We start from the raw sequence: 24,219 nt of genomic DNA, 5'->3' as shown, positions 1-24,219 counted from the left end.
ATCGGGCTCGGCGGCGGTGTTGCCGCACCCCGCCGAGCCCGGTCTCGTTATCAGGACGATTCCGGTTGGGCCATCCTCTCTTCCACGGCCGCGACGACCTCGGCTGGTGGACGGTTTTCGGCGTGTATCCGCCGCCACCACTCCACCTCGGGGAAGGTGCCGTCGACGAGCTCGTCGCGCAGCGAACGGGCCCAGGCCGCTTCGGCTTCCAGCATCGCCAGCCCGAATTCGGATTCGATGATGAACAGCCGGGGCAGCTTCATGCCGGCGACCTTGTCGAGTTCGGCGCGCACACCGTCGATGGTGTGGCCGAGCGCGTCGATGCGCCGGCCGAGCAGTTCGATGACTTCGTCGGGCGGCAGCACCGAGAGCACGGACAGGCCCGCGACGAAACGGTACTGTTCCGGCTCCGGCACGGCGACCAATTCCCTGGTCCAGTCGACGAGTTCGGCGCGACCGGCGTCGGTCAGCCGGTAGATCACCCGTTCCGGCCGCGCGCCGTCGCGCTCGCTGCCGAGGATCTCCAGATAGCCGACCTTCTCCAGGTTCTGCACCACCGTGTAGAGCGAGCCCCACTTGATCGCCATGTCCTGGTCTTTGCCGCGTTCGCGCAGCGTCTGCGCGATCTCGTAGCGGTGCTTGGGCCGATCGATCATCACCGAGAGCACCGCCAGGGCGAGCAGGTTGTTCACCTTGCGCTTCGTGGCCATCCGCACCTCCTTACTCGTCCACGAATATACGTGTACGAGTATTTGCGCCGCAAGGGTGTGATCCGGGGTGGGTGCGGATGGGATCAGGCGCGGGCGGGTTCGTGCTCGCCGGCCTCCTGCTCGAGCAGCTTGGCGGCGAGGTTGTCCAGGGCCTGGTCGAACAGCGCGCGATCGGCGGGGTCGTCGTTGTTCCAGTCGTCGAGCCTGCGGTCGAGCCAGCGCCGCCACGCGGCCTTGACCCGGTCCAGCTCGGCCTGGCCCTGATCGGTCAAGCGCAGCTCGTGGCCGTCGTCGACGAGGTAGCCCTTGTCCTCGACCCGGCGGTAGATCGGCGCGAGAACGTCGTCGGGCAGCTTGTGCGCCCGGGCGACGGAGTCGAGGGTGGCGCCACCCTGGACGCGGTCGCGCAGGTAGACCTGACCGAGCGCCCAGGCCTCGCCGCGGCTCAAGGTGCTGCCCGCGTCGGCGAGGATGCGCGGGCCGATCGGCCCCTCGTCGTGTTCCTTGCGCAGGGTTGCCGCGATGGCGCGTTCCAGCTGCACCACCCGGTCCGCGGAATCCGGCACCGAAAAGCCTTCGCCCACATCACCCGCGCTGGTCCGGGCGCTGTCGCGCAGCGGCACCTCTTTGAGGAACCAGGCGACCACGAAACCGACCAGCGCGACCGGGACCACCCAGACGAAGACGTGGTCGATCGTGTTGGCGTAGGCATCGATGATCGGCGCCGCCACCTCTTCCGGAACCTTTTGCAGCGCTTGCGGATTCGCCGCTACCTCCGGCGGCACCACCTTCACCCGGACCAGCGCCTCGCGCAGATTCGGACCGATCTCGTTGCTGTAGAGGGTGCCGAAAATAGCTGTGCCGAAAGTACTTCCGAGCGTGCGGAAGAACGTGACACCGGAGGTCGCGGTGCCGAGTTGCGCGTACGGCACGGTGTTCTGCACGACGATGGTGAGCACCTGCATGGTCAGGCCGATGCCCAGGCCGAGCACCAGCATGTACAGCGACTCTTCCCAGAAACCGGTGTCGCGGCCCATGGTCGACATCAGATACAGCCCGAGCGCCATCACCAGCGTGCCGACGATCGGGAAGTACCGGTAGTGGCCGGTCTTGCCGACCACCTGGCCGGACAGGATCGAGGTGACCAGCAGCCCGGCCACCAGCGGCAGCGAGCGCACGCCGGACATGGTCGCCGAAACCCCGTCCACGTATTGCAGATACGCGGGCAGGTAGGTGATCGATCCGAGCATGGCGAAGCCGCAGATGAAGCTGAGGATGGAGCAGACCGTGAACACTCTGCTGCGGAACAACCCCATCGGCAGCATCGGTTCCTCGGCCCGCAGTTCGACCACCACGAAGGCCGCGAACAGCACCGCCGACGCGGCGAACAGCCCGAGGATCATCGACGAACCCCACGCGTATTCCTGCCCGCCCCACTCCAACCCGAGGATGAGCGTGGACACCGCGACGGCGACCAGGCCGATGCCCGCGTAGTCGATGATCGGCTTGATCGCCGCGCGCACCCGCGGAATGGTGCGGGCGGACATGACGATCATGACGATCGCGACCGGCACGTTGACGTAGAAGCACCAGCGCCAGCTCGCGTGGTCGGTGAACAGGCCGCCGAGGGTCGGCCCGATCACCGTGGTGACGCCGAAGACCGCGCCGAGCGCGCCCTGATACTTGCCGCGCTGGCGCAGCGGGATGGTGTCGGCGATGAGCGCCATCGCGGTGACCATCAGCCCGCCGCCGCCGAAACCCTGGATGCCGCGGGCGATGATCAGCAGCGTCATCCCGTTCGCCAGACCGGCGATCATCGAACCGACGATGAAGATCAGCGCGCTGAGCTGGAAGATCAGCTTGCGGCCGAACAGGTCGCCGAGCTTGCCGGCCAGCGCGGTCGCCACCGCCTCGGCGAGCAGATACGCGGTGACCACCCAGGCCATGTGCCCGGCCTCGCCCAGATCCGCGACGATCGTCGGCAGCGCGGTGGACACGATCGTCTGATCGAGCGCCGCCAGCAGCATGCCCAGCACAATGGTGGCGAACACAAGGTTGATCTTCGCCCGGCTCATCGGCTCGGGGGCTTTCTCGGCGACAGCGACTGCACCGGTCATTGAAACAGTATGGTCTTGTTCCGCCGGGCTGTCTGTCCAGCGACACGGCAGCGACTCAGCCGAGCAAGCCTTCCAGCGCTTTCACGGATCCGGGTCGACGTAGCCTGGCCATGCCCTTGGCCTCGATCTGGCGCGCGCGTTCGCGGGAGAATCCGTAGGCCTTGCCGACCTCGTCGAGCGTCTTCGGATCGCCGCCGTCGAGGCCGAAGCGCAGCGCGATCACCCGGGCCTCGCGGTCGCTCAGCCCGGCAAGGACTTCGGCGAGCCGGCGTCTGGTCAGCGTCGCGAGGGCCGTCTCGGCCGGGTCGGGTGCGGTGTCGGCGAGGAGCTCGCCGAACTCGGCGGTGTCGTCGGCGCCGACCGGGGTGTGCAGCGAAATCGGTTCGCGCGCATGGTCGAGCACCTCACGCACCTTGTCCGGAGTCAGGTCGAGTTCGGCGGCCAGTTCGGCGACGGAGACGTCGCGGCCGAGTCGCTGGGTGAGCGCCCGGCGGGTGCGGGTCACCCGGTTCAGCACCTCGACGACGTGCACCGGGATGCGGATGGTGCGGCCCTGGTCGGCCAGGGCGCGGCTGATGCCCTGCTTGATCCACCAGGTCGCGTAGGTGGAGAACTTCAGGCCGCGGTGGTGATCGAACTTCTCCACCGCGCGGATCATGCCGAGGGTGCCCTCCTGCACGAGGTCGAGCAGCGAGATGCCGACCGGTGTCGGGTAGCGCTTGGCGATCGAGACGACCAGGCGCAGGTTCGCCTCGATCATGTGGTCCTTGGCGCGCCGGCCGTCGGCGATTCGGCGACGCAGCGCACGCTGATCCGCGGGCGCGGCCGTGGCGAGTTCCTCGGCCGCGAGCACGCCCGCCTCGATGCGCTCGGCCAGCTCGACCTCCTGGGTGGCGGTGAGCAGCGGGGTGCGGGCGATGAGCCGCAGGTAGTCGCGGACCGGGTCGTCGCTGACGGTGCCGGCGACGCGGGCGGTGCAGAGCTGGGTCACGGGTGAGTCCTTCCGAAGGGAGCGAACCGGGCGCCGGCCGGTGGCCGACGCCCGGCGGATCGGGCACTCGACGATCAGCCGCGGCCGGGGATGCGCAGCGGGCGCCGCGGCGCCGCACGGAAGGCGGCGGCCCGGCCGCGGGACCGTCCCGCACTCGTGCGGTCGAGCCGAGGCGTGCCCGGGAATCCGTTGCTGCGCTGCTTCTTTCGCTCGGGCGCAGGCGGGGCGAAGCGGTTCAGCACTGCGTCGATGGTGGTCTGCGCGGTGGTCTTGTCGGCCATGGCGGCTGGTCCCTTTCGGTCGGTGGTGGAGATGGTGCGGGCCGGGGTCGCTTCGACAAGTCCGTGGTTCATACGCGGTGGCGCTCCTTCGCTCTCGATGACGAGGACAAAATTAGAACAGACCTAAAAATATGTCAAGCATAAATTTTGGTCGGTATCAGATATGGTGGACGCATGAGCACAGAGACGTTGGGCCTTCGGGACCGGAAAAAGGCGCAGACCAGGGAGAACATCTCCCATCACGCGACCGTGCTGTTCCTCGAGCACGGCTTCGACAAGGTGACGATCGCCGACGTCGCGGCCGCCGCGCAGGTCGCCAAGATGACGGTGACCAACTACTTCCCGCGCAAGGAGGACCTGGCGCTCGATCTGCACGACGTGTTCGTGGATCAGCTCGCGCGGGTCGTCCGCGAGCGCGAGCCGGGCCAGTCCGCCCTGGCGGCGCTGCGGGCGGCCTATCTGACGGCGGCGGCCGAGCAGGACCCCGTGGTCGGCTTCTCCGGGCCGGAGTTCGCCAAGCTGATCCATGAGAGTCCGGCGCTGGTCGCGCGGCTACGGGAATTTCACGACGAGCGCGAGCAGGCGCTCGCCGAGACGCTGGCCGGCGAAACCGGCTCGGCGGCAACGGATATCACGCCTCGCGTGGCGGCGGCACAGATGGGCGGGGTGCATCGGGTGCTGTTCGACGAGACCATGCGCCGCACCCTCGACGGTCAGCCGAACGACGAAATCGCCACGGCCATCATCGAATACATCGGCACGGCGTTCGACGCGCTGGCTCCTTCGCTGAACGACTACGCCGTGCGCTGATCGGGAACCTCCAGCAGCGACAGCGCGATCGGCACCAGCAATTCCACCAGCTCGCCGACCGACGGGCGCGGATCGGCCAGCACCCACTCGTGCGCGAGTCCGTTGATCGCACCGATGAGCGCGCTTGCGCCCCAGGCACTTCCGCCGCGGATCCGAGCGCCGGGCGCCACCGTCGGCACCAGGCTGGTGTCCAGCAGCGCGGCCCACGCGTGCCGCCGCTCCCGGCGGTGCCGCTCCATCCGGTCGCTGACGCCGACCACCTCGACGAAGGCGACCTTGGCCCGATACGGGTCGGAGCCGATCGAGCCGAGGTAGGCCGAGACCATGGCGGTCATCGCCGCGGTCATGTCGACGTGCGGATCGAGTTCGGCCAGCGCCGCGACCAGCACGCCCGCCGCGTCGTCCTGGATCCGGTCGTAGGCGGCGACCAGCACGTCCTCCCTGGTCTGGAACTCCTCGTAGAACTGCCGCTTGGACAGCGACGCGGCGGCACAGACGTCGGCGAGCGAGCAGTTGGCGTAGCCGCGTTCGGCGAAGATCCGGGTCGCGGCGTCGAGGAAGCGCTCGCGGCGTTCGGCCTTACGCTCCGTGACGGCGCGCCCGCCGTATTGCCTGCCCACAATGGTCACCGGTCCACCGTATCCGAGCCGCCGCGGCAACCCTGGTGACCAGGCATGTTTCCGCCCGGCGCGAACCCTCGGCAACAGACCGCGAGGCAGGTCGCACCGCCCGGCATTTGTGATCCGCGTCATGGCGTTGCATACTCGACGAAGTCTGAAACCAACTGGGCTCACATGTGCGTCCGGGCAACAAAGAGGTTGATCTGTGGTCACTCCGCACAAGCACGCATCGAAGCTGCTCGTCGCCCTCGCCGCACTGGCGATCGGGCTGCCGCTCGCCCTCGCCGGGCAGGCCGGCGCCTCGCCGGACACTCCCCCGGTGCAGCCAGCGCTGCCGTTCCCGATTCCGCCCATGCCGCCCGGTTTCGACCCGGCGTTCTACCGCCCGGCGCCGGAGACCTACGCGAATCTCGAACCGGGACAACTCATCGCGGCCCGGCAGGTGAATGTGGCGAACCTGTCGCTGATCCCGGTCAACGTCGATTCCTGGCAGCTGTCCTACCGGTCGACCAACACCAGGGGCGAGCCGATCGCCGCCGTGGCGACCGTGCTGAAGCCGCGCGGTTACGTCGCGGATCGGCCGCTGTTCTCCTATCAGATCGCCGAGGACTCCACCGGCAACTACTGCATGCCGTCCTATCAACTCCAAATGGGTTCCATACCGGCGACATTGACCGGCTCGGTCCTGGTCGCCGCGCAGTTCCTGGAGGTGCAGGCGGCGCTGGCGCAGGGCTGGGCGGTGGTCGTGCCCGATCATCAGGGTCCTGATTCCGCTTATGCCGCAGGACCTTTGGCCGGACGGATCACCCTGGACGGCATCCGCGCGGCGGCGCACTTCGAACCGATGCAGTTGTCCGGCAACAACACTCGGGTGGGGATGATGGGCTACTCCGGCGGCGCCATCGCCACCGGCCATGCCGCCGAACTGCGGCAGAGCTACGCGCCGGAACTGAACGTCGTCGGCGCCGCCGAGGGCGGCATCCCCGCCGATCTGTCGGCCGCGCTGAAGATGGCCAACGGCAATCTCTCCGCCGGGCTGATCTTCGCCGGCGCGCTCGGCGTCTCGCGCGAATACCCGGAGCTGCGAAACTTCCTGGACACCAACATGAACGGCCTCGGCAAGCTGATGATGGCGGCCAAGGATCAGCTCTGCGCGAGCTATCAGTCGATCTTCTTCCCGTTCGCCGACAACGTCGGCATGCTGGCGAAGAATCCGTTCACCGATCCGACGGTGGCCTCGGTGCTGGACAAGACCAAGATGGGCAAGGCGGTGCCGGACATGCCGATGTTCATGTTCCAGGCGAACCCGGACTGGCTGATTCCGGTCGGCCCGGTGAACGAGCTCGTCGCCTACTACGCGCAGGACCCGAACGCGCGGGTGGAGTACGTCCGCGATCACTTCAGCGAGCACCTGACCCTCGACCCGATCGGCGCACCCCGCGCGCTGCGGTGGCTCGCGGATCGGTTCGCCGGCAAACCCGTGGCGCCCGGCGTCACGACCACCGATGTCGGCTCGATGATGCTCGACCCGGCGACCTGGCAGGTGTGGGGCGAGACGGTCGGCACCACGCTCGCCGCCGCGTTTCAGCAACCAATCGGCAGCGGACGCTGAGTGAACTTCGGGTGGGAGAACTGTGATCTGTAGCGAGCGCCTGGCGGCCCGCCCGACGCGCTGTTGTTATCGCATACGACTGTGATCTCTCCCGGCTGTGCGCTCGACCGAGGGACAGCCACGACTTCCGTCTGAGACACTTGTCGACAGATCGCGGGGAACCCCTTCCCCCAGAACTTACTCCAGAGTAAGGTTGATTCATGGCGTGGAAACCTTCTGAAATCCCGGATCAGACCGGACGCACCTTCGTGATCACCGGCGCGAACGGCGGGTTGGGCGCCGTGACCACCGAGGTCCTCGCGGCCAAGGGCGCGACCGTCGTCATGGCCTGCCGTAACGCGGCCAAGGCCCAGGCGGTCGCGGACGGCATCACCGGCGACGTCCGGGTGGCCGAGCTGGACCTGTCCGACCTGGCCTCGGTGCGCAAGTTCGCCGACGAGCAGGCCGAGTTCGACGTGCTGATCAACAACGCGGGCCTGATGAACGTCCCGTTCTCCCGGACCAAGGATGGCTTCGAGACCCAGTGGGGTGTCGACCATCTGGCCCACTACGCACTCACCGGCCTGCTGCTCGACCGCATCCGCGATCGGGTGGTGACGCTGGCCAGCATCGCGCACAAGCAGACGCCGAAGCTGTGGGTGGACGATCTCAACTACGAGCACCGTCGCTACCAGCGCAACCTCGCCTACGCGCAGGCCAAGCTGTCGAACCTGATGTTCGCCAGGGAACTGCAGCGCAGGCTGGCCGAATCCGGTTCGAGCAAGCGGTCTTACGCGGTGCACCCCGGTGTCTCGGCCACCGATCTGTTCGCCCGGACCGAGACCCCGATCGACCGGATCATCAAGCCGTTCGTGGCGATCATCGGCCATCCGCCGAAGAAGGCCGCGCACTCCTCGCTGTTCGCCGCGACCGTGCCGGACGCCGATCCCGAGGTCTACTGGGGTCCGCGTCGGTTCTTCCAGACCCAGGGCCCGGTGGAGGCGTCCCCGTCGAGCCGGTTGTCGAAGAACAAGGAGCTGTGGAAGCGCCTGTGGGAGGAATCCGAGCGGCTGACCGGCGTCACCTACAAGTTCTGAGCCCGACGACCCGCCCGCTGACCGCAGGCGGGTCGTTGCGCGTTCCGACCGTCGACCTGCTCCTACGGACCGTGTAGTAGACGGGTACCGTGGTAGCCGTGTCCGCTTCACCCCGCCGCTCGGCACACAATCGCCCGGCCCTCATCGTGCTGGTGATCGTCGCTGCGCTCGGTTGCCTGGGTCTGGCCTGGTGGCAGTGGCAGCGGTTCGAATCGACCAGCGGCACCGGCCAGAATCTGGGGTACGCGCTGCAATGGCCGTTGTTCGCGGCGTTCGCGGTGTTCGCCTACTTCCGGTTCGTCCGGCTGGAACGCGAGGCCGAGGAGGAGAGCGAGCACCCCGGCGCCGACCAGCCCAGGCCCACGCCGAAAGCCGTTGCGCCGCGCGAGATCCCGGCCGGCCTGCTGCCGGAGCGGCCGAAGGCGGTGCGCGACGAGGACCCGGTGCTCGCCGAGTACAACCGGTATCTGGCCGCGCTGCACGCCCAAGACATCGATGATCAGGTCCGCGAGGCGGGCCTGCATGCCCGCGACACCGAGAGGAGCGCCGGTTGACCGCCAGCGAGAATTCCACCGAGAGCACCGCGGCGCCGGCCACCGAGAGCGCCCTGGCGCCGAAGCCGATCGGCGGGGCGAACACCGCCAAGATCAAGTCGGCGCTGCTGCGTTACCGCACGCTGGCCTGGATCACCGGCCTGTGGCTGCTGCTGCTCACCGGCGAGATGATCGCCAAGTACGGCTTCCACGTGCACACGCCGAGCTGGATCGCGGTCGTGCACGGGTGGGTGTACTTCGTCTACCTGCTGGTCACCGCCGATCTCGCGGTGAAGGTGCGCTGGCCGGTGCTGCGCACCGTCGGCACGCTGCTCGCGGGCACCATCCCGCTGCTGTCGTTCTTCGTCGAGCACGTGAACGCGAAGCAGGTCAAGCAGGACTTCGGCGTCTAGCCCCGCACCACTTCTGCTTTCCCGCACCGAGAATCGCATGCGAATTCCGGTGCGGGAAGCCAAAAGGCGTGCGGCTCAGCTCTCCGCTAGCTCGGCGAGCGCGGGGAGCAGCTGGGTGAGGGCGCGGCCGCGGTGGGAGACGGCGTCCTTCTGGGCGGGGGTCAGCTGGGCGGCGGAGGTGTCGCCACCCTCGGGGATGAACAGCGGGTCGTAGCCGAAGCCGCCGTCGCCCAGGGGTTTCCGGCCGACGACGCCCGGCCATTCGCCGCGCACCACGATCTCCGCGCCGTCGGGCACCACCAGCGCACAGGTCGAGACGAACCGAGCCCCGCGCCGCTCGTCCGGCACGTCGCCGAGCTGGGCCAGCAGCAGGGCGTTGTTCGCCGCGTCGTCGCCGTGCCGTCCCGACCAGCGGGCGGAGAGCACGCCGGGCATGCCGTTGAGCGCGTCCACCTCGATCCCGGAATCGTCCGCGACACAGGCCAATCCGGTGGCGACCGCGCCGTCGCGGGCCTTGGCCAGCGCGTTCTCCTCGAACGTCGCGCCGGTCTCCGGCGCCTCGTCGTAGGCGGGCACATCGTCCAGCCCGACGATCTCGATCCCCGCGATGCCCGCGTCGGCGAGGATGCGGCGCAGTTCGTTCAGCTTCTTGGCATTGCGGCTGGCCACCAGCACACGACGGGCCATGGCTACTTCTTCTTCGACTCGGACGGCTCCGGCAGCACGCCGGGGTAGGGCAGCGCCAGCGCTTCCTTCTGGATGGCGAAGATCTGCTCGCAGCCGACGACCGCGGAGTCGAGCATCTTGTCCAGGGTGGAGCGCGGGAAGGTGGCGCCCTCGCCGGTGCCCTGGATCTCGACCAGGGTGCCGGTGTCGGTGGCGACCACGTTCATGTCGACCTCGGCGCGCGAGTCCTCCTCGTACGGCAGGTCGAGGCGGACCCGGCCGTCGACGACGCCGACGCTCACCGCGGCGATGGCGCAGGAGATCGGCTGCGGGTCGGCCAGCACGCCCTTGGCGGCCAGGTAGGTGATCGCGTCGACCAGCGCGACGTAGGCGCCGGTGATGGCGGCGGTCCGGGTGCCGCCGTCGGCCTGCAGGACGTCGCAGTCGATCGCGATGGTGTTCTCGCCGATGGCGGCCAGGTCGATGCAGGCGCGCAGCGAGCGGCCGATCAGCCGGCTGATCTCCTGGGTGCGGCCGCCGACCTTGCCCTTCACCGACTCGCGCCCGCTGCGGGTGTGCGTGGCCGCGGGCAGCATGGCGTATTCGGCGGTGACCCAGCCCAATCCGGAGTCACGCCGCCACGGCGGCACGCCCTCGGTCACGCTCGCGGTGCACATCACCCGCGTCTGACCGAATTCGACCAGCACCGAACCGGCTGGATGCGTGGTGAATCCACGGGTGATCTTTACCTCGCGGAGTTCGTCGTCCGCCCTGCCATCGGCTCGTCTAGACACGCGCACAGCCTAGTCACACGAACCGTCCGGGCGGGGACCCGGTCAGAGATCGAAGGTCTCCCCCGGTGCCACGGCGTGGACCGGCCCGGAGAACTGCGCCTTGGCCTCGGCGATGACGTCCTCGCGCGAGGTCCACGGCGGGATGTGGGTGAGCAGCAGTTCCCGCACGCCCGCCCGCGCCGCGATCTGGCCGGCCTCGGTGCCCGAAAGGTGAATGCCGGGCGGCCGATTCGCCGGATCGTGGGTCCAGGACGCCTCGGCCATCAGGATGTCGGCGCCCTGCGCGAGTTCGTTGACCGAGTCGCACATCGCGGTGTCACCGGTATAGACGAAGGTGCGCCCGGCGGCGGTGACGATGCGCAGGCCGTAGGACTCCGGGGGGTGGAACATCCGGCGCGCGGACACGGTGTGGCCGGGCCCGAATTCGATCTCCTCGCCCTCCGCCCACGGCCGGTGATCGATCACGTCGGACCAGTCGTCGCATTCGCCGCCGACCTCGGCCGAGGCATTGCCGATGCGCAGCGCGCTGTCCGACGGGCCGCGCACGATGGCCCGGCCGACCGGCGGGGTCGGGTGGTAGCGCCGCCAGACCAGCAGGCCCGGCAGATCCAGGCAGTGATCGGCATGCAGATGGGTGAGGAAGATGTCCACCTCACCGGGATCGGCGTAGCGCTGCAGCGCGCCGAGCACGCCGGGGCCGAAATCGATCACCACGGGCGTCATATCCGGCCCGGTCAGCAGATAGCCCGACGCTGGGGAATCCGGGCCGGACACGCTGCCCGAGCACCCGAGGACGGTGAGGCGCATTCCCCCATGCTCCCACGACGAATTCTCACTCAAGAACCGATCCCCCACATTTCGTTCCGAGCCCCAGAATCACCGTGCCGACGCAATGATTCCGGCCTGATCCCCGCGACGATTTCGGCGTGCATCACCAGAGAGTACCCAGCCGGCGAGCAGTCCACCCACCGCCCCGAAAAGATGGCCCTGCCAAGAGATTCCAGCTTGGCCGGGTAATACACCCCACAATACAGAGCCGTACAGGGCCAGCACCACGAGTCCTAGGATGATCTGACCGAGATTGCGGGCGAACCAGCCGCGCGAGATCAGGAAGGTCAGCCAGCCGAAAACCAGGACCGACGCGCCGAGGTGCACGCTGCCGGAACCACCGGTCAGCCAGGTGCCGACGCCGGCCACGATCCAGATGATCGCGGTGGCGGCCAGACCGCGCCCGATGCCCGCGAGCAGGGCGAGGAAGCCGAGGACCAGGACCGGAACGGTGTTGCCGATCAGGTGCGGCCAGCCGTGATGCAGGAGCGGGGCGAACAGGATGCCCCAGAGTCCGTCGGCGGATCGGGGATGGATGCCCGCGTTGTCGAGTTGGTTGTCATCGAGGGTGTCGACGCCCTCGATGCCGTAGAGCAACACCACGAAGCCCGCGATGAGCACGCCCGCGCGCAACCACAACTGCCGGACGACGGCGAAATTGTTCGGCCGCACCGGGGCACCCGCCGCGGTGCGCGGCGCCGACGCGCCCGAATTCCCCAACTGGGCCCGGATCGCCGCGATCCGGTCGGGGTCGAATGACGAACCGATTCCCGAACCGCCGGTCACCGCAGCCTCCTCGTCGAGCGGGCGGACGACTCAGGTGCGAGCCGTGATCCCGCTATGTCGAGGGTACCGGCGCGCCGCCGTCGAGTCCTATGCCCAGAGCTGGCCGTCGAGCCGTTCTTCGGCCTCTTCCAGCGTGCCGTCGTAGGCGCCGGTAGACAGGTATTTCCAGCCGCCGTCGGCGACCACGAACGCGATGTCGGCGCGCGTGCCCGCCTTCGCCACCTTGCGGGCGATGCCGAGCGCCGCGTGCAGGATCGCGCCGGTCGAGATGCCCGCGAAGATGCCCTCCTCGGACACCAGCTCGCGGGTGCGCTTGACCGCGTCGAACGGGCCGACGGAGAACCGGGTGGTCAGCACCGACTCGTCGTACAACTCGGGGATGAAACCCTCATCGATGTTGCGCAGCCCGTAGACCAGCTCGCCGTAGCGCGGTTCGGCCGCCACGATCTCGATGCCGGGGACCTTCTCGCGCAGAAAACGCCCGGTGCCCATCAGCGTTCCGGTGGTGCCGAGACCCGCGACGAAGTGCGTGATCTCGGGCAGGTCGGCCAGGATCTCCGGGCCGGTGGTCTCGTAATGCGCCAGCGCGTTCGCGGGATTGCCGTACTGGTACAGCATCACCCAGTCCGGGTTCTCCTCGGCGATCCGCTTCGCCTGCGCCACGGCCTGATTCGACCCGCCCGCGGCCGGCGAATCGATGATCCGCGCGCCGAACATGGTGAGCAGCTGCCGCCGCTCCACCGAGGTGTTCTCCGGCATCACACAGACCATCCGGTAGCCCTTGAGCTTGGCGGCCATGGCCAGCGAGATGCCGGTGTTGCCGCTGGTCGGTTCCAGGATGGTGCAGCCGGGGGTCAGCCTGCCATCGGCCTCGGCCTGCTCGATCATGCGCAGCGCCGGGCGGTCCTTGATCGAACCGGTCGGGTTGCGGTCCTCCAGCTTGGCCCACAGCCGCACGTGGTTCTCGCCGTCCCACTGCGGGGACAGGGTGCGCAGACCGACCAGCGGGGTGTTGCCGAGGGTCGCGATCAGCGATTCGTAACGCGCCACGGGTCGGTCAGCCGCCGGCGACGGCGGGCAGGATGGTGACGCTGGCGTCGGCGGGCACCTCGGCGTCCAGGCCGCCGGAGAAGCGCACGTCCTCGTCATCGACGTAGATGTTGACGTAGCGGTTCAGCTTGCCGTCCTTGAGCAGCCGTTCGGCCAGGCCGGGGTGGTTCGCGTCCAGGTCGGTGATCAGCGCGCCGAGCGTGGCGCCCTGCGCCTGCACGCGCTTCTCCCCTCCGGTGAGGCCACGCATGATGGTCGGGATGGACACGGTTACCGGCATGAGAACTCCTCGGTTTCACGAACAAGCATCGGTTCAGGCGGTTTCGTACGCGTCGACGATCTGCACCGGTTCCTCGGTGACCTCGCCGTCGACGATCCGGTAGCTGCGCAGCTCGTGCTGCTCGGGGTCGCGGGTGGAGATCAGCACATAGTGCGCGAACGGCTCGGACGCGTAGGACACGTCGGTGCGGCTCGGGTACGCCTCGGTGGCGGTGTGCGAGTGGTAGATCACCACCGGGGTCTCGTCGGCGTCGTCCATCGCGCGCCAGACCTTCAGCTGCTCCCCGGAATCGAAACGGTAGAAGGTGGGCGAGCGCTCGGCGTTGACCATGGCGATGAAGCGCTCCGGCCGGTCCGAATCCTCCGGTCCGGCGATCACGCCGCACGCCTCGTCGGGGTGATCGGCGCGCGCGTGCGCCACCATTGCCTCCACGAGGTCGGCCCTGATCACCAGCACGAGTAAAACCTTTCCGCAATGCCGACCTGTCGCTGTCGACAACGAGTCAGAATATTCGGCTATTCCCGGGACGCTTCGGCTGGTCCGGTGTTCTCCGCGGCTAGCGGGGAAATAGGTCGCTGTACGCGGGGACTTCCCCGACCGACACGGCGGACAGGATCGCGTCCACGATCGCGCGTTCCACGCAGAGCGCGGCGGCGGTGCCGAGCAGATCGACCATCAGGATGTCCGGCGGGAACGCGGGCGGCAGCTCGAAGGTCGCGGCAGGCGGCTGCCAGGTGCCGGTCGACAGGGCGAAGAACGCGTCACCGTCGAACGGCCCGTGCGCCGGGCGGATCGCGCGGGCGAGCCCGTCGTGGGCGGTCATGGCCAGCCGCTGACAGCCGATCGGATCCAGCGGCGCGTCCGTCGCGACCACGCCGATGGTCGTGTTGAGCCGCATGCTCTTGGCGGGCAACGCATTCGCCTTCGCCAGCTGTTCGGCGGTCGGCGGCCGCAGGCCGAAGTGCTCCGGCCCGTCGGTGCCGACGCCCCACGGCAGCCCGGTGCGCGGGTCGAAGACCGAGCCGGCCGCGTTCGCCACGACCAGCGCGGACACCGTGGCCCCGGCCGCGAGCCCGTCGCCGAGCACCACGCTCGCCGTGCCGACGCCGCCCTTGATCGAGCCGGCGCGCGCACCCACGCCGCCGCCGACCACGCCGCGCTCGAAGTCGAGCGCCGCGGCGGCCGCGGCCTGGTAGCCGAACTCGGCGGTGGGCCGAATGTCCCACGCGCCCAACGGAAGGTCGTAGATCACCGCGCCCGGCACGATCGGCACCACCCGGCTCGGGTTGGTCGGGTCCATCGGGATGCCCTCGCGCCGTTCCTCCAGCCAGCGCATCACGCCGTCGGCCGCGGCGAGGCCGTAGGCGCTGCCGCCGGTGAGCACGATCGCGTTGGCCCGGCGCATGGTGCGGGCCAGGTCGAGCACGTCGGTTTCCCTGGTGCCCGGGCCGCCGCCGCGCACGTCGACCGCGGCGGTCGCGCCGCCCGGCGCGTAGACGACGGTGGTCCCAGTCGCCGCCCCGGAGCCGAGGGTCGCGTCCTGATCGAGCGCGGTGTGATGACCGACCAGCAGGCCGGACACATCGGTGAGCGAATTACGTTGCCCGGCTTGCACCTTCACACTTGCTCCTGACGCTCGGTCGCGGCGATGGTCGATCTACGCGCATTCAGGTTCTGTTCTACCCGGTTCGCCGGATCAGGGGGCAAGGGCCTGCAGCAACGAGTCCTGCATCCAGGTGAGCCAGTGGTAGACGTCCAGGTGCGGTGCGCGCGGATCGTCCGGGCCGAGATGGTCCGGCGTATCGGCGTCGATGCCGAGCACCGTGCCCAAGGCCAGCCGGACATCGGTGAGCGCGGTCAGCCAGGCGTCGGCCTGCTCGGGGGTGAGCACGATCTTGCCGCCGGAGGTCGGCACGGTGTCCAGGATGACGCTGCCCGCGGCCAGCTTGGCGTCGATGATCTCCGGCTCGTGCAGCCCGCGCAGCGCGCTGTTGAGGTCGGCGCGGTCGGCGTCGGGGGAACCGGGTTCGCTGCGATGGAAGTCCGGCAGCAGGCGGCGCAGCCGCGGATCGTCGGGCGCTGCGGTGTTTCCGGTGCGCAACCCGGTCAGTGCGGCCAGGTCGTCCTCGGGCGCCGACTCGGCTCGTTCGGTGAGCAATCCGGAGACCGCACCGACCAGCGAACGCAGCACGTTGGCCTCACGTGCGTCCATCTCGGATCGCAGTTTGAGGCCGCTCAGCGAGTTTTTCCTGCTCCACTTCCGCACGGCGCCAGGGTAGTCGTCCTGATCAGTTGTCCCGCTGCATGGTCGCCCAGAGTCCCGCCGCGTGCAGCCGCTGGACATCATGTTCCATCTTGTCCCGCGAACCCGACGAGACCACCGCTTTGCCCTCGTTGTGCACGCAGAGCATCAGCTCGTTCGCCTTCGCTTTGCTGTAGCCGAACAGCTTCTGGAAGATGTAGGCGACGTAGTGCATCAGATTGACCGGGTCGTCCCAGACCACAGTGACCCACGGGCGATCTTCCGCCTCCAAGATCTCGGTGTATTCGACCGCCTCGGGGGTCGCCTGTGCCGCTGACAGTGTCGCGTCCACGGCGTCCACCACGACGCCACCTCGGACTGTGTTGCACAAGGCCATGACGTCAAGGGTACGACTCGACTCCGATTCGGCAACACCCCACTGAGCACTGTTTCGAGCATTTCCTGGCTCATCGAGCGGGCATCCGCCTATCATGCGGCCTCGCGCATCCGCGCTCGCAAGCGCTCCAAGCGGCCTGGCGCATCCGCGCTCGCAAGCGCTCCGAGGCCCGCGCGCATTCAGCGGGCTTGCGCGAGCTCAAAGCCGACCGCCCTGTCTAAAGTTGGCAGCGTGGACATCCGCGACGGCGTCACCAGCACCGCACTGCTGACGGACCAGTACGAACTGACCATGCTGGCCGCCGCGCTGGCCGACGAATCCGCGCATCGCCGGTGCACCTTCGAGGTCTTCGCCCGCCGGCTGCCGCACGGCCGCCGCTACGGCGTGGTCGCGGGCACCGGGCGGCTGCTCGACGCGCTGGAGCGGTTCCGCTTCGGCGCGGCGGAACTGGAAGTGATCGCCCACTTCCTGCCCGCGCAGACGGTGGAGTGGCTGCGCGAATATCGGTTCACCGGTGACATCGACGGCTACGCCGAGGGCGAGCTCTACTTCCCCGGCTCCCCCGTTCTTTCGGTGCGCGGCACCTTCGCGGAGTGCGTCGTGCTGGAGACGCTGGTGCTGTCGATCCTCAATCACGACAGCGCGATCGCCTCGGCCGCCGCCCGGATGGTCAGCGCGTCGGGCGGGCGCCGGATGATCGAGATGGGGTCGCGGCGCACCCACGAGCTGGCCGCGCCGGACAGCTCGCGGGCCGCCTACCTGGCCGGCTTCGACGCCACCTCGAATCTGGAGGCGGTGCGCCGCTACGGCGTGCCGGGCGCGGGTACCAGTGCGCATGCGTTCACCCTGTTGCACGCGGGGTCGGCAGCCGGCGGAGCCGACGGGGTGGGTAAACACAGCGGTTCCGACGGAGAACACGAGGCCGCGGCGTTCCGCAGTCAGGTCGCGGCGCTCGGCATCGGCACCACGCTGCTGGTGGACACCTACGACATCACCCGCGGTGTCGCCACGGCGATCGAGGTGGCCGGGCCGGAGCTAGGCGGCGTGCGCATCGATTCCGGTGATCTCGGCGTGCTGGCCAGGCAGGTGCGCGACCAGCTGGACGCGCTCGGCGCGACCAAGACGCGCATCGTGGTGTCCGGCGATCTCGACGAATACGCCATCGCCGCGCTGCGCGCGGAACCGGTCGATGTGTACGGCGTCGGCACCTCGCTGGTGACCGGGTCGGGCGCGCCGACCGCGGGCATGGTCTACAAGCTGGTCGAGGTCGAGGGCGTGCCGGTGGCCAAGCGCAGCAGTCACAAGGAGTCGCGGGGCGGGACGAAGAAGGCGATCCGGTTGTCCCGGCAGACCGGCACGATCGTCGAGGAGATCGTCTACCAGGCGGCCGGGCCCGCGCCCGCGGTGAACGGATTCGAGGCGCGGGAGCTGCTCGTTCCGCTGGTGCGCGGCGGCAAGCTGGTCGACGACCTGCCGACGCTGTCGGACAGCCGCGACCATGTGGCGAACGGACTGATCAGCCTGCCGTGGGAGGGACTGAAGCTCTCGGCCGGTGAGCCGGCCGTGCCCACCACGTTCGTGAACTGAGCGCTCAGCGCCTGGCCAGCCGGAGCAGCAACAGCAGAGCGGCCGCGAACAGCATCGCGAACAAGACGCCGCTGGCGGCGAAGCGGACCCAGTCGGCCTCGCTTTCCGGGCGGTTGCCGAGCAGGACCGTGGTCGCCAGGTAGGCGATGGTGCAGGTGAGGACGCTGGTCGAGAGTCTGGTGCGGGTCATGGATGCTCCGTGCGCTGAGTCGAGGTGTTGCCCAGGAAAATAGGGGCACCAAGTAATCAGCGGGCAGGTTCGCGATGTTTACAGGGTGGGCAAGGCGTTACCGCAAGCCCCCTGGTTCGATGATCGGGCCGAGCGGCACAATGCACCACAGGTATTCAGTTCACACCGCGGGAGGTCATGATGACCCGGGCCCTGATCGTCGTCGACGTGCAGAACGATTTCTGCGAGGGCGGGTCGCTCGCCGTCGCGGGTGGCGCCGCGGTCGCGTCCCGGATCAGCGAGCACATCGCGGCGTCGGATTACACCGCGATCGTCGCGACCCGCGACTATCACATCGATCCCGGCGCACACTTCTCCACGCATCCCGATTTCATCGATTCGTGGCCGCCGCATTGCCGGGTCGGCACGCCGGGTGCGGATTTCCATCCGAACCTCGATACCGCGCCCGTGCAGGAAATCTTCTCCAAGGGCGCGTATTCCGCCGCCTACTCCGGATTCGAGGGCGCCGCCGAGGACGGCACCACGCTGGCCGACTGGCTGCGCGAGCACGACGTCGACGCGGTGGACGTGGTCGGCATCGCCACCGATCACTGCGTCCGCGCGACCGCGCTGGACGCCCGGATCGAGGGCTTCGACACCCGCGTCCTGCTCGACCTGACCGCCGGGGTCGGCGGCGACACCACCGCGGCCGCGCTGGACCGCATGCGCGCCGCGGGCGTCGACCTCGAAGGAAGCGTTTCCGGGTAGCCGGATCGGCGCGACGGCCGCCATCGATGTCGGTGCCGGGCAGTAGTCTGCTCGGGTGCCCGAACTCCCCGCCGTCCCCGAACTTTTGACCACTGCCGTGCAGGCGCTCGGCGGGAAAGAGCGCGTCGGGCAGGTGACGATGGCAACCGCGGTGGACCACGCGATCGACACCAAGGAGCACCTAGCCGTGCAGGCGGGCACCGGCACCGGCAAGTCGCTGGCCTACCTGGTGCCGAGCCTGCGGCACGCGGTGCGCACCGGCCGCACGGTGGTGGTGTCGACCGCGACCATCGCACTGCAACGCCAGCTCGTCGACCGGGACCTGCCGCGGCTGTCCGAGGCGCTGAGCAAGCCGCTCGGGCGCGCGGCGAAGTTCGCGATCCTCAAGGGGCGCAACAACTATCTGTGCCTGAACAAGATCAACAGCGTGATTCCGGAGGAGCCGGAGGCCGAGCTGTTCGACGCGTTCGCCATCTCCCGGCTCGGGCGCGAGGTGCAGCGGCTCAACGAATGGGTCTCCGACACCGAGACCGGCGACCGGGACGAGCTCGTGCCCGGCGTGACCGACCGCGCGTGGAAACAGGTCAGCGTGTCCTCGCGCGAGTGCCTCGGCAAGTCGCGCTGCCCGTTCGGCCAGGACTGCTTCGCCGAGAAGGCCCGCGCCGAATCCGCGCAGGCCGACGTGGTGGTGACCAATCACGCGCTGCTGGCCATCGATGCGATCAGCGGCATCCAGGTGCTGCCCGAGCACGACGTGGTGGTCATCGACGAGGCGCACGAACTGGTCGACCGGGTCACCGGCGTGGCCACCGCCGAACTGGCCTCGTCGGCGATCAGCGCGGCCGCGCGCCGCTGCGCCAAGCTGATCGACGACAAAGAGGTGGACCGCCTCGAGGGCGCGGCCGAGGCGTGGCACGACGTCCTGGCCGAGCTGCCCGCCGCCCGCTGGGAACGGCTGCCCGACGGCGTCGCGCCGGCTTTGGCCCTGGTCCGCGACGCCGCGTGGAACGCCCGCACCGCGCTCGCGCCGCAGGGCGGCACCACCCAGCAGGGTGACGTCGAGACCGCCGCCGCGCGCACCCAGGCACTGGCCGCGATCGACGAGATCCACGACAGCGCGGTGCGCGCGCTCACCGCGTTCGACGAACCGGATCCGGCGAAACGCCACGACGTCATCTGGCTGTCCGCCGAGGAGATCCGCGGCGTCGCCCGGCGCTCGCTGCGGATGGCGCCGCTGTCGGTGGGCGGGTTGTTGCGCAGCAGGCTGTTCGGCACCGCGACCGTGGTGCTCACCTCGGCGACACTGCAGATCGGCGGCTCGTTCGACGGGCTCGCGGTCACCTGGGGTCTGCCCGCGCAGTCGTCGAACCAGTCCGACCCCGGTATGGCCAACGGCGCCCAGGCGCCCGCCGACGCCGACAAGGTGCGCTGGAGTTCGCTCGATGTCGGGTCGCCGTTCGACCACGCCAAGTCCGGCATCCTCTACGTCGCCAAGCATCTGCCCGCGCCGGGCCGCGACGGCCTCGCGCCCGCCTACCTGGACGAGATCGAGCGGCTCATCAAGGCCGCGGGCGGACGCACGCTCGGACTGTTCTCCTCGATGCGCGCGGCCAAGGCGGCGACCGAGGCCTTGCGCGAACGGCTGGACACGCCCGTGCTGTGCCAGGGCGACGATTCGACCGGTGCGCTGGTGCGCAAGTTCGCCGACGACCCGGAGACCTCGCTGTTCGGCACGCTGTCGCTGTGGCAGGGCGTCGACGTGCCCGGTCCCTCGCTGAGCTTGGTGATCCTGGACCGGATTCCGTTCCCGCGCCCCGACGATCCGCTGCTCACCGCGCGGCAGCGCGCGGTCGAGTCGCGCGGCGGCAACGGGTTCATGGCGATCGCGGCCAATCACGCGGCGCTGCTGCTGGCTCAGGGCACCGGCCGACTGCTGCGCAGCGTCGACGATCGCGGCGTGGTCGCCATCCTCGACTCCCGGCTGGCCACCGCCCGCTACGGCGGCTACCTGCGCGCCTCGCTGCCGCCGTACTGGGAGACCTCCAACCCCGAGGTCGTGGTGAAAGCGCTGAAACGACTCACCGAAAACGCGGTGTGAAACAGCGCACATTGGCGCGCATATGCTTCCGGACAGAAGTAAATTAAAGGTGGTACTTCGGTGAACCCCCAATTCCCACACCGAATGTATCGGCGGTCCCCGCGCCAAGCCCTGCACGCGGCGCGGGGACACCACAAATTCCTCCGCGCGTCGGCCCGCGCATGAGACCGTTTCCAGATGAAGCACCCTTACGACAGTGACGTCCTAGGCGAATTCCTGGTCAGCTCAAGATCATTGGCCGAGTATCGCGCGATATTCTCTCTCTCCGACGCCGATCTGCGCGGCCGAATTCTCGACTGCCCCGGCGGCGCAGCGAGTTTCACGGCCGAGGCGAGCGCACTCGGCGCCCGGGTCACCGCCACCGATCCGGTCTACCGCCGCCTACCCGATGACCTGCGCAGACTCGCGATCGCCGAGACCGATCGCGGAAGCGATTGGGCCACCGCGCATTCGGAAAGATACCGGTGGGATTGGTACGGCGGCCCGCGTCAGCACCGCGCGATGCGGCACGCGGCGGCCCGCCTATTCGGCGCCGATGTGCTCGCCGATCCTGGACGGTATGTCGCCGCCGAACTGCCGTCACTCCCCTTTCCCGACGACAGCTTCGACCTGGCGCTCAGTTCCCACCTGCTGTTCACCTATGCCGACCGGCTCGACGCCGATTTTCACCTCGCCGCCCTGGTCGAGTTGGCGCGGGTCAGCGCGGGCGAGGTCCGCGCCTATCCGCTGGTCGACCACCTCGGCAATGCGCAGGACGAGCTCGTCGCATATCTCCGAAAGGAATTGGAAGACAAAGGTATTCGCACGGATCTTCGGGAGATCGATTACGAATTCCATCACGGCGCGAATACCGTGCTGGTGTTGCGTCCGTGATCACCAGCTGTGCGCCACCGCACGGTAGGTGGTTTCGATGAGCGAGCGCAGTTGCCGCTGGATCTCCTCGGCCGAGCCCGGGACCAGGGTGAACTCGTCGTCCCCGTGATTGTGCAGCAGGTAACGGCCATCGGCGGGCAGGTAGTCCATCCAGTGGAAGCCGCGGCCGTCGGTGGTCGGCCTGCTGTCGATCGCGCCGCCGGCGAACACGCCGACCTCACCCAGCCCCGAGCGGGGGCGGCGGACGATGCGGTTGAGTTGCTCGGTGTGTGAAAGGCGCGTCGGATGCTTGGCGTATTCGACCCTGGTCAGATCCGAGCGGCGGCCGCTGATCGTCGGGTACTTACCCGGCGCGCAATTCGGCAGCTGCGCCGCGACATGCGCGGCCAACGCCTGCGGCGGGCAGCGGGTGAGCAGGATATCGCGGCCGTATTCCTGTGTCGGACCGGGCAATTGGACGGCGACCGTCGCGGCGCGGCCGGTCATGCCCGCGTGCACGCGCACCACCTGATTGAAATCGCGTCCGAAGAAGCCGTGCACCTCGACCCGAACCTGCGGTTCCAGCAACACATTCAGCGCGGTGAACAAATCCGGGCCGGCGAAACCCGCCAGCTGTTGCCGCGCATTCGCGCGCAGCCGCTGATAGTCCTCGTAGGCCTCGACGCCTTCGATCGTGTAGCGCAACGGATACGGCAGGCGGTCCCGGCCGAGCGCCTCCAGCGCCAGCTCGAACATCAAACCGTCCAGGCGCCAGCGAGATTCGTTCATCCGCCGATGACCCCGCCCGGCGGCAGCGCGGGTGGCTGCGTGCCCAGCAGTTCCGAACCACGGTCGTAGATCAGGTAGTCCGGGGTCTTGTGCTCCCCGTCCTCGTCCCCCTTGCCGCGCCCAGCGCCCGCGCCCATACCCGGCGCACCGGCCGTTCCCGGCTTGCCGGACGACGCGGCACGGGCGGCGGTCGACGCGGCGGTGGTGGCGGGGGTTCCCGGCTTGCCCGGGATGCTCTTGCCCGGAGACGGAGTGGTTGAACTCGGGGTGCCCGGCGTGCGCGACGGCGAACCCGGGAACGTCGTGGTCGGGTGATTGGTCGACGGGGTCGACGGGGTCGAAGGCGACTTGGTCTTACTCGGATCGTCGGTCGGCGTGTTCGCCGGGGTGGTCGACGCCGGCGTCGTACTCGCCGCCTTCTTATCCGTGGTATCGCTCGGATCCGTACTCGCCAGCTGCGTAGCCGGATCGACAGCACTGTCCTGCTTCTTCGAATCGTCCGTGGACTTCTTGTCCGTCGTATCCGGCGACCCGGACGGATTGTTGCTGCTCGGACTACCCGGCTGATCCGGATTCGGATTGCTGTTCGGACCACCCGGGTTGTTCTTGTCCACCGTGCTGGTGGGCTCGGGGAGGATGGGGGTGATCTTGTCGACGTCGTTGACGCCGGGCCGGTAGTACTGCGTCATCACATACCGCGCCTCGCTCTCCGCCTCCTGCGCGCGGTGCGTAGGGCCTTTGAGCACGTTCTGCAACGGCAGCGCATCGAGGAACTTGTCGCCGAGGGTGTAGCTATCCGGTTTTCCCACACTGGATTTCGCCTGCGCCAGGTGCCCCTGGGTCAGATCGAGTCCGTGCCCGACCATCTGGAACGTGGCAGCCAGTTTGGAGAACGACGTCGAGAATTCGCGAGTCGCATCGATCGCACTGCTACCTGATTTTCCGTTCCAATGTTGCGTAATGTCCTGCTCGACACCCTTTTTGAACTCGTCGACCGCGTTCCGTGCATCGGTGGACAGATTCCGCCAGCCATCAGCCTTGGCGTTGATCTCGCTCTCTTGCACCCCTTCGAGTGCGTTGTAGATGGCTTGATGCGACATGGTCTCGAAAGGATCCTGCGCTTTGATCGCCGGCGCGTCGAAAGCGCCACTCCCATACTCCGACAACAAGTTTGACCACTCGTTGTTGACGATGGCGCGGTCTTGGTCCCACTTTGCCTTCTGATCGGCGGCCCGCTGCTGATCGTCCTGCTTGTTCTTGTCGGCCTCATGCGAGGACCCAGTAATACTCCCCGCGCCGATCGCAATCATCCAGTCGTTGAAAGATGCCATCAGGAATCCCCCACACCCAGTCCAGCGAGCCTGTCCGCAGCAGCCTGATCAGAATCGACGATCTTGCCGATGGCAAGTTTATAGGTGTCGCTCATCAACTTCACCACCTCAATGCTCTGCTGAAGTCGTTTGACTGCGGCGTCATCGCCGCCGTCTGCCTTCTTCGAGAACTTGGCTTGGAGTGCTTCTGCGGAGGCCAGGGTGCCGAACCCGCTGATGTGCGAAAGGTCACCAGCCTGATCCACCATCGTTTGAAGCTTGGTGCGCATCTGGTCGGCACGGCTCGCGAGCAAGGTACCGATTTGCTCGTCGAGGCGAAGCTCACCGCCTTCAGCCTGCTTTTTCAAGGCCTGCCAGCGGGTCACCATCGCCTGCATTTCGGCACCATCACCCGCCCCGGAATCCGACATCGCTCTCCT

28 protein-coding genes are annotated in these 24,219 nt (G+C 68.4%); 9 read left to right on the top strand and 19 right to left on the bottom strand.

Annotated elements, in window-relative coordinates; translation table 11 throughout:
* Positions 1 to 50: 50 nt before the first annotated feature.
* The 4 genes from ACFQ9K_RS00245 to ACFQ9K_RS00230 all read right to left on the bottom strand — a co-directional run bounded on the left by ACFQ9K_RS00245 (position 51) and on the right by ACFQ9K_RS00230 (position 4,171).
* Positions 51 to 710 (bottom strand): PadR family transcriptional regulator, encoded by a 660-nt coding sequence (locus ACFQ9K_RS00245; RefSeq protein ID WP_378718677.1) that lies wholly within the window; start codon positions 708 to 710, stop codon positions 51 to 53.
* Between the two features lie 83 nt (positions 711 to 793).
* Positions 794 to 2,827 (bottom strand): DHA2 family efflux MFS transporter permease subunit, encoded by a 2,034-nt coding sequence (locus tag ACFQ9K_RS00240; RefSeq protein WP_378718675.1) that lies wholly within the window; start codon positions 2,825 to 2,827, stop codon positions 794 to 796.
* 55 nt (positions 2,828 to 2,882) lie between these two features.
* Positions 2,883 to 3,818: a sigma-70 family RNA polymerase sigma factor gene (locus ACFQ9K_RS00235; protein ID WP_378718674.1), complete on the bottom strand. Its 936-nt coding sequence runs from the start codon at positions 3,816 to 3,818 to the stop codon at positions 2,883 to 2,885.
* A gap of 74 nt (positions 3,819 to 3,892) precedes the next feature.
* Positions 3,893 to 4,171: a hypothetical protein gene (locus ACFQ9K_RS00230; protein ID WP_378982619.1), complete on the bottom strand. Its 279-nt coding sequence runs from the start codon at positions 4,169 to 4,171 to the stop codon at positions 3,893 to 3,895.
* A gap of 102 nt (positions 4,172 to 4,273) precedes the next feature.
* Between ACFQ9K_RS00230 and ACFQ9K_RS00225 the strand changes: the two genes are divergently transcribed.
* A complete protein-coding gene (locus tag ACFQ9K_RS00225; protein ID WP_378720439.1) occupies positions 4,274 to 4,909 on the top strand; it encodes a TetR family transcriptional regulator in 636 nt (211 codons plus the stop codon).
* On the opposite strand, the gene ACFQ9K_RS00220 is transcribed toward ACFQ9K_RS00225, so the two are convergent.
* On the bottom strand, positions 4,894 to 5,538 hold the full coding sequence (locus tag ACFQ9K_RS00220) for a TetR/AcrR family transcriptional regulator (protein WP_378720438.1): 645 nt from the start codon (positions 5,536 to 5,538) through the stop codon (positions 4,894 to 4,896). The genes ACFQ9K_RS00225 and ACFQ9K_RS00220 overlap by 16 nt on opposite strands.
* A 196-nt stretch (positions 5,539 to 5,734) precedes the next feature.
* Between ACFQ9K_RS00220 and ACFQ9K_RS00215 the strand changes: the two genes are divergently transcribed.
* From ACFQ9K_RS00215 to ACFQ9K_RS00200, 4 genes are all read left to right on the top strand, one after another.
* Complete coding sequence (locus tag ACFQ9K_RS00215; protein ID WP_378720437.1) at positions 5,735 to 7,141, top strand: lipase family protein; 1,407 nt, start codon at positions 5,735 to 5,737, stop codon at positions 7,139 to 7,141.
* 200 nt (positions 7,142 to 7,341) lie between these two features.
* Entirely contained in the window at positions 7,342 to 8,217 is an 876-nt protein-coding gene (locus ACFQ9K_RS00210) for an oxidoreductase (protein WP_378720435.1), read from the top strand.
* 98 nt (positions 8,218 to 8,315) lie between these two features.
* Positions 8,316 to 8,771: a transcriptional regulator gene (locus ACFQ9K_RS00205; RefSeq protein WP_378720434.1), complete on the top strand. Its 456-nt coding sequence runs from the start codon at positions 8,316 to 8,318 to the stop codon at positions 8,769 to 8,771.
* Between the two features lie 53 nt (positions 8,772 to 8,824).
* Positions 8,825 to 9,163 (top strand): DUF3817 domain-containing protein, encoded by a 339-nt coding sequence (locus ACFQ9K_RS00200; RefSeq protein WP_378720445.1) that lies wholly within the window; start codon positions 8,825 to 8,827, stop codon positions 9,161 to 9,163.
* 75 nt (positions 9,164 to 9,238) lie between these two features.
* Here the strand turns inward: ACFQ9K_RS00200 and rdgB are convergent, their stop codons facing one another.
* From rdgB to clpS, 10 genes are all read right to left on the bottom strand, one after another.
* Positions 9,239 to 9,850 (bottom strand): RdgB/HAM1 family non-canonical purine NTP pyrophosphatase, encoded by a 612-nt coding sequence (rdgB, locus tag ACFQ9K_RS00195; RefSeq protein ID WP_378720433.1) that lies wholly within the window; start codon positions 9,848 to 9,850, stop codon positions 9,239 to 9,241.
* Between the two features lie 2 nt (positions 9,851 to 9,852).
* Positions 9,853 to 10,623 (bottom strand): ribonuclease PH, encoded by a 771-nt coding sequence (gene rph, locus ACFQ9K_RS00190; protein WP_150403632.1) that lies wholly within the window; start codon positions 10,621 to 10,623, stop codon positions 9,853 to 9,855.
* Positions 10,624 to 10,665: 42 nt separating this feature from the next.
* Positions 10,666 to 11,430: a cyclic nucleotide-degrading phosphodiesterase gene (locus tag ACFQ9K_RS00185; RefSeq protein ID WP_378720432.1), complete on the bottom strand. Its 765-nt coding sequence runs from the start codon at positions 11,428 to 11,430 to the stop codon at positions 10,666 to 10,668.
* A gap of 69 nt (positions 11,431 to 11,499) precedes the next feature.
* Positions 11,500 to 12,192 (bottom strand): rhomboid family intramembrane serine protease, encoded by a 693-nt coding sequence (locus tag ACFQ9K_RS00180; protein WP_378720444.1) that lies wholly within the window; start codon positions 12,190 to 12,192, stop codon positions 11,500 to 11,502.
* A 132-nt stretch (positions 12,193 to 12,324) separates the two neighbouring features.
* Positions 12,325 to 13,287 (bottom strand): PLP-dependent cysteine synthase family protein, encoded by a 963-nt coding sequence (locus tag ACFQ9K_RS00175; protein WP_378720431.1) that lies wholly within the window; start codon positions 13,285 to 13,287, stop codon positions 12,325 to 12,327.
* Between the two features lie 7 nt (positions 13,288 to 13,294).
* Positions 13,295 to 13,567 carry a MoaD/ThiS family protein gene (locus tag ACFQ9K_RS00170; RefSeq protein ID WP_378720430.1) on the bottom strand — a complete coding sequence of 91 codons (273 nt, stop codon included), beginning with the start codon at positions 13,565 to 13,567 and terminating at the stop codon, positions 13,295 to 13,297.
* A 33-nt stretch (positions 13,568 to 13,600) separates the two neighbouring features.
* Positions 13,601 to 14,023, bottom strand: coding sequence for a Mov34/MPN/PAD-1 family protein (locus tag ACFQ9K_RS00165; protein ID WP_150403637.1), 423 nt, complete (start codon positions 14,021 to 14,023; stop codon positions 13,601 to 13,603).
* A 100-nt stretch (positions 14,024 to 14,123) separates the two neighbouring features.
* Entirely contained in the window at positions 14,124 to 15,188 is a 1,065-nt protein-coding gene (locus ACFQ9K_RS00160; protein WP_378720429.1) for a P1 family peptidase, read from the bottom strand.
* 75 nt (positions 15,189 to 15,263) lie between these two features.
* On the bottom strand, positions 15,264 to 15,833 hold the full coding sequence (locus tag ACFQ9K_RS00155) for a DUF2017 domain-containing protein (RefSeq protein WP_378720428.1): 570 nt from the start codon (positions 15,831 to 15,833) through the stop codon (positions 15,264 to 15,266).
* Between the two features lie 22 nt (positions 15,834 to 15,855).
* Entirely contained in the window at positions 15,856 to 16,206 is a 351-nt protein-coding gene (clpS, locus tag ACFQ9K_RS00150) for an ATP-dependent Clp protease adapter ClpS (protein ID WP_378720427.1), read from the bottom strand.
* 231 nt (positions 16,207 to 16,437) lie between these two features.
* On the opposite strand from clpS, the gene ACFQ9K_RS00145 reads away from it, so the two are divergent.
* Positions 16,438 to 17,793 carry a nicotinate phosphoribosyltransferase gene (locus tag ACFQ9K_RS00145; protein ID WP_378720425.1) on the top strand — a complete coding sequence of 452 codons (1,356 nt, stop codon included), beginning with the start codon at positions 16,438 to 16,440 and terminating at the stop codon, positions 17,791 to 17,793.
* A gap of 4 nt (positions 17,794 to 17,797) precedes the next feature.
* Here the strand turns inward: ACFQ9K_RS00145 and ACFQ9K_RS00140 are convergent, their stop codons facing one another.
* Positions 17,798 to 17,983, bottom strand: coding sequence for a hypothetical protein (locus ACFQ9K_RS00140; protein ID WP_378720424.1), 186 nt, complete (start codon positions 17,981 to 17,983; stop codon positions 17,798 to 17,800).
* Between the two features lie 180 nt (positions 17,984 to 18,163).
* Here ACFQ9K_RS00140 and ACFQ9K_RS00135 point away from each other — a divergent pair, with 180 nt between their 5' ends.
* The 3 genes from ACFQ9K_RS00135 to ACFQ9K_RS00125 all read left to right on the top strand — a co-directional run bounded on the left by ACFQ9K_RS00135 (position 18,164) and on the right by ACFQ9K_RS00125 (position 21,701).
* Positions 18,164 to 18,730, top strand: coding sequence for an isochorismatase family protein (locus tag ACFQ9K_RS00135; protein ID WP_378720443.1), 567 nt, complete (start codon positions 18,164 to 18,166; stop codon positions 18,728 to 18,730).
* A 55-nt stretch (positions 18,731 to 18,785) separates the two neighbouring features.
* The gene (locus tag ACFQ9K_RS00130) at positions 18,786 to 20,828 is read left to right on the top strand and encodes an ATP-dependent DNA helicase (protein ID WP_378720423.1); all 2,043 of its coding nucleotides are present in this window, start codon (positions 18,786 to 18,788) and stop codon (positions 20,826 to 20,828) included.
* A gap of 177 nt (positions 20,829 to 21,005) precedes the next feature.
* The gene (locus tag ACFQ9K_RS00125) at positions 21,006 to 21,701 is read left to right on the top strand and encodes a methyltransferase domain-containing protein (RefSeq protein ID WP_378720422.1); all 696 of its coding nucleotides are present in this window, start codon (positions 21,006 to 21,008) and stop codon (positions 21,699 to 21,701) included.
* Here the strand turns inward: ACFQ9K_RS00125 and ACFQ9K_RS00120 are convergent, their stop codons facing one another.
* Genes ACFQ9K_RS00120 through ACFQ9K_RS00110 form a run of 3 tightly spaced genes read right to left on the bottom strand, consistent with a single transcriptional unit; the run spans position 21,702 to position 24,210 of the window.
* Positions 21,702 to 22,469: an ESX secretion-associated protein EspG gene (locus ACFQ9K_RS00120; protein WP_378720421.1), complete on the bottom strand. Its 768-nt coding sequence runs from the start codon at positions 22,467 to 22,469 to the stop codon at positions 21,702 to 21,704.
* Positions 22,466 to 23,800 carry a hypothetical protein gene (locus ACFQ9K_RS00115; protein WP_378720420.1) on the bottom strand — a complete coding sequence of 445 codons (1,335 nt, stop codon included), beginning with the start codon at positions 23,798 to 23,800 and terminating at the stop codon, positions 22,466 to 22,468. The genes ACFQ9K_RS00120 and ACFQ9K_RS00115 overlap by 4 nt, the downstream gene beginning before the upstream one ends.
* Positions 23,800 to 24,210 carry a hypothetical protein gene (locus ACFQ9K_RS00110; protein WP_378720419.1) on the bottom strand — a complete coding sequence of 137 codons (411 nt, stop codon included), beginning with the start codon at positions 24,208 to 24,210 and terminating at the stop codon, positions 23,800 to 23,802. The genes ACFQ9K_RS00115 and ACFQ9K_RS00110 overlap by 1 nt, the downstream gene beginning before the upstream one ends.
* Positions 24,211 to 24,219: the final 9 nt, after the last annotated feature.

Source organism: Nocardia sp. NPDC056564 (assembly GCF_042793755.1).
Lineage (GTDB): Bacteria > Actinomycetota > Actinomycetes > Mycobacteriales > Mycobacteriaceae > Nocardia.
Note: the sequence above shows the minus strand (reverse complement) of the source record. Positions and strands in the feature narration are given on the sequence as shown.

Bases quoted from the DNA above. Each gene is read 5' to 3' on its own strand.
- ACFQ9K_RS00245 (WP_378718677.1), bottom strand. From the start codon at position 710: ATGGCCACGAAGCGCAAGGTGAACAACCTGCTCGCCCTGGCGGTGCTC.
- ACFQ9K_RS00240 (WP_378718675.1), bottom strand. From the start codon at position 2,827: ATGACCGGTGCAGTCGCTGTCGCCGAGAAAGCCCCCGAGCCGATGAGC.
- ACFQ9K_RS00230 (WP_378982619.1), bottom strand. From the start codon at position 4,171: ATGAACCACGGACTTGTCGAAGCGACCCCGGCCCGCACCATCTCCACC.
- ACFQ9K_RS00225 (WP_378720439.1), top strand. From the start codon at position 4,274: ATGAGCACAGAGACGTTGGGCCTTCGGGACCGGAAAAAGGCGCAGACC.
- ACFQ9K_RS00210 (WP_378720435.1), top strand. From the start codon at position 7,342: ATGGCGTGGAAACCTTCTGAAATCCCGGATCAGACCGGACGCACCTTC.
- rdgB (WP_378720433.1), bottom strand. From the start codon at position 9,850: ATGGCCCGTCGTGTGCTGGTGGCCAGCCGCAATGCCAAGAAGCTGAAC.
- ACFQ9K_RS00185 (WP_378720432.1), bottom strand. From the start codon at position 11,430: ATGCGCCTCACCGTCCTCGGGTGCTCGGGCAGCGTGTCCGGCCCGGAT.
- ACFQ9K_RS00170 (WP_378720430.1), bottom strand. From the start codon at position 13,567: ATGCCGGTAACCGTGTCCATCCCGACCATCATGCGTGGCCTCACCGGA.
- clpS (WP_378720427.1), bottom strand. From the start codon at position 16,206: ATGGCCTTGTGCAACACAGTCCGAGGTGGCGTCGTGGTGGACGCCGTG.
- ACFQ9K_RS00140 (WP_378720424.1), bottom strand. From the start codon at position 17,983: ATGACCCGCACCAGACTCTCGACCAGCGTCCTCACCTGCACCATCGCC.
- ACFQ9K_RS00135 (WP_378720443.1), top strand. From the start codon at position 18,164: ATGACCCGGGCCCTGATCGTCGTCGACGTGCAGAACGATTTCTGCGAG.
- ACFQ9K_RS00125 (WP_378720422.1), top strand. From the start codon at position 21,006: ATGAAGCACCCTTACGACAGTGACGTCCTAGGCGAATTCCTGGTCAGC.
- ACFQ9K_RS00120 (WP_378720421.1), bottom strand. From the start codon at position 22,469: ATGAACGAATCTCGCTGGCGCCTGGACGGTTTGATGTTCGAGCTGGCG.
- ACFQ9K_RS00115 (WP_378720420.1), bottom strand. From the start codon at position 23,800: ATGGCATCTTTCAACGACTGGATGATTGCGATCGGCGCGGGGAGTATT.
- ACFQ9K_RS00110 (WP_378720419.1), bottom strand. From the start codon at position 24,210: ATGTCGGATTCCGGGGCGGGTGATGGTGCCGAAATGCAGGCGATGGTG.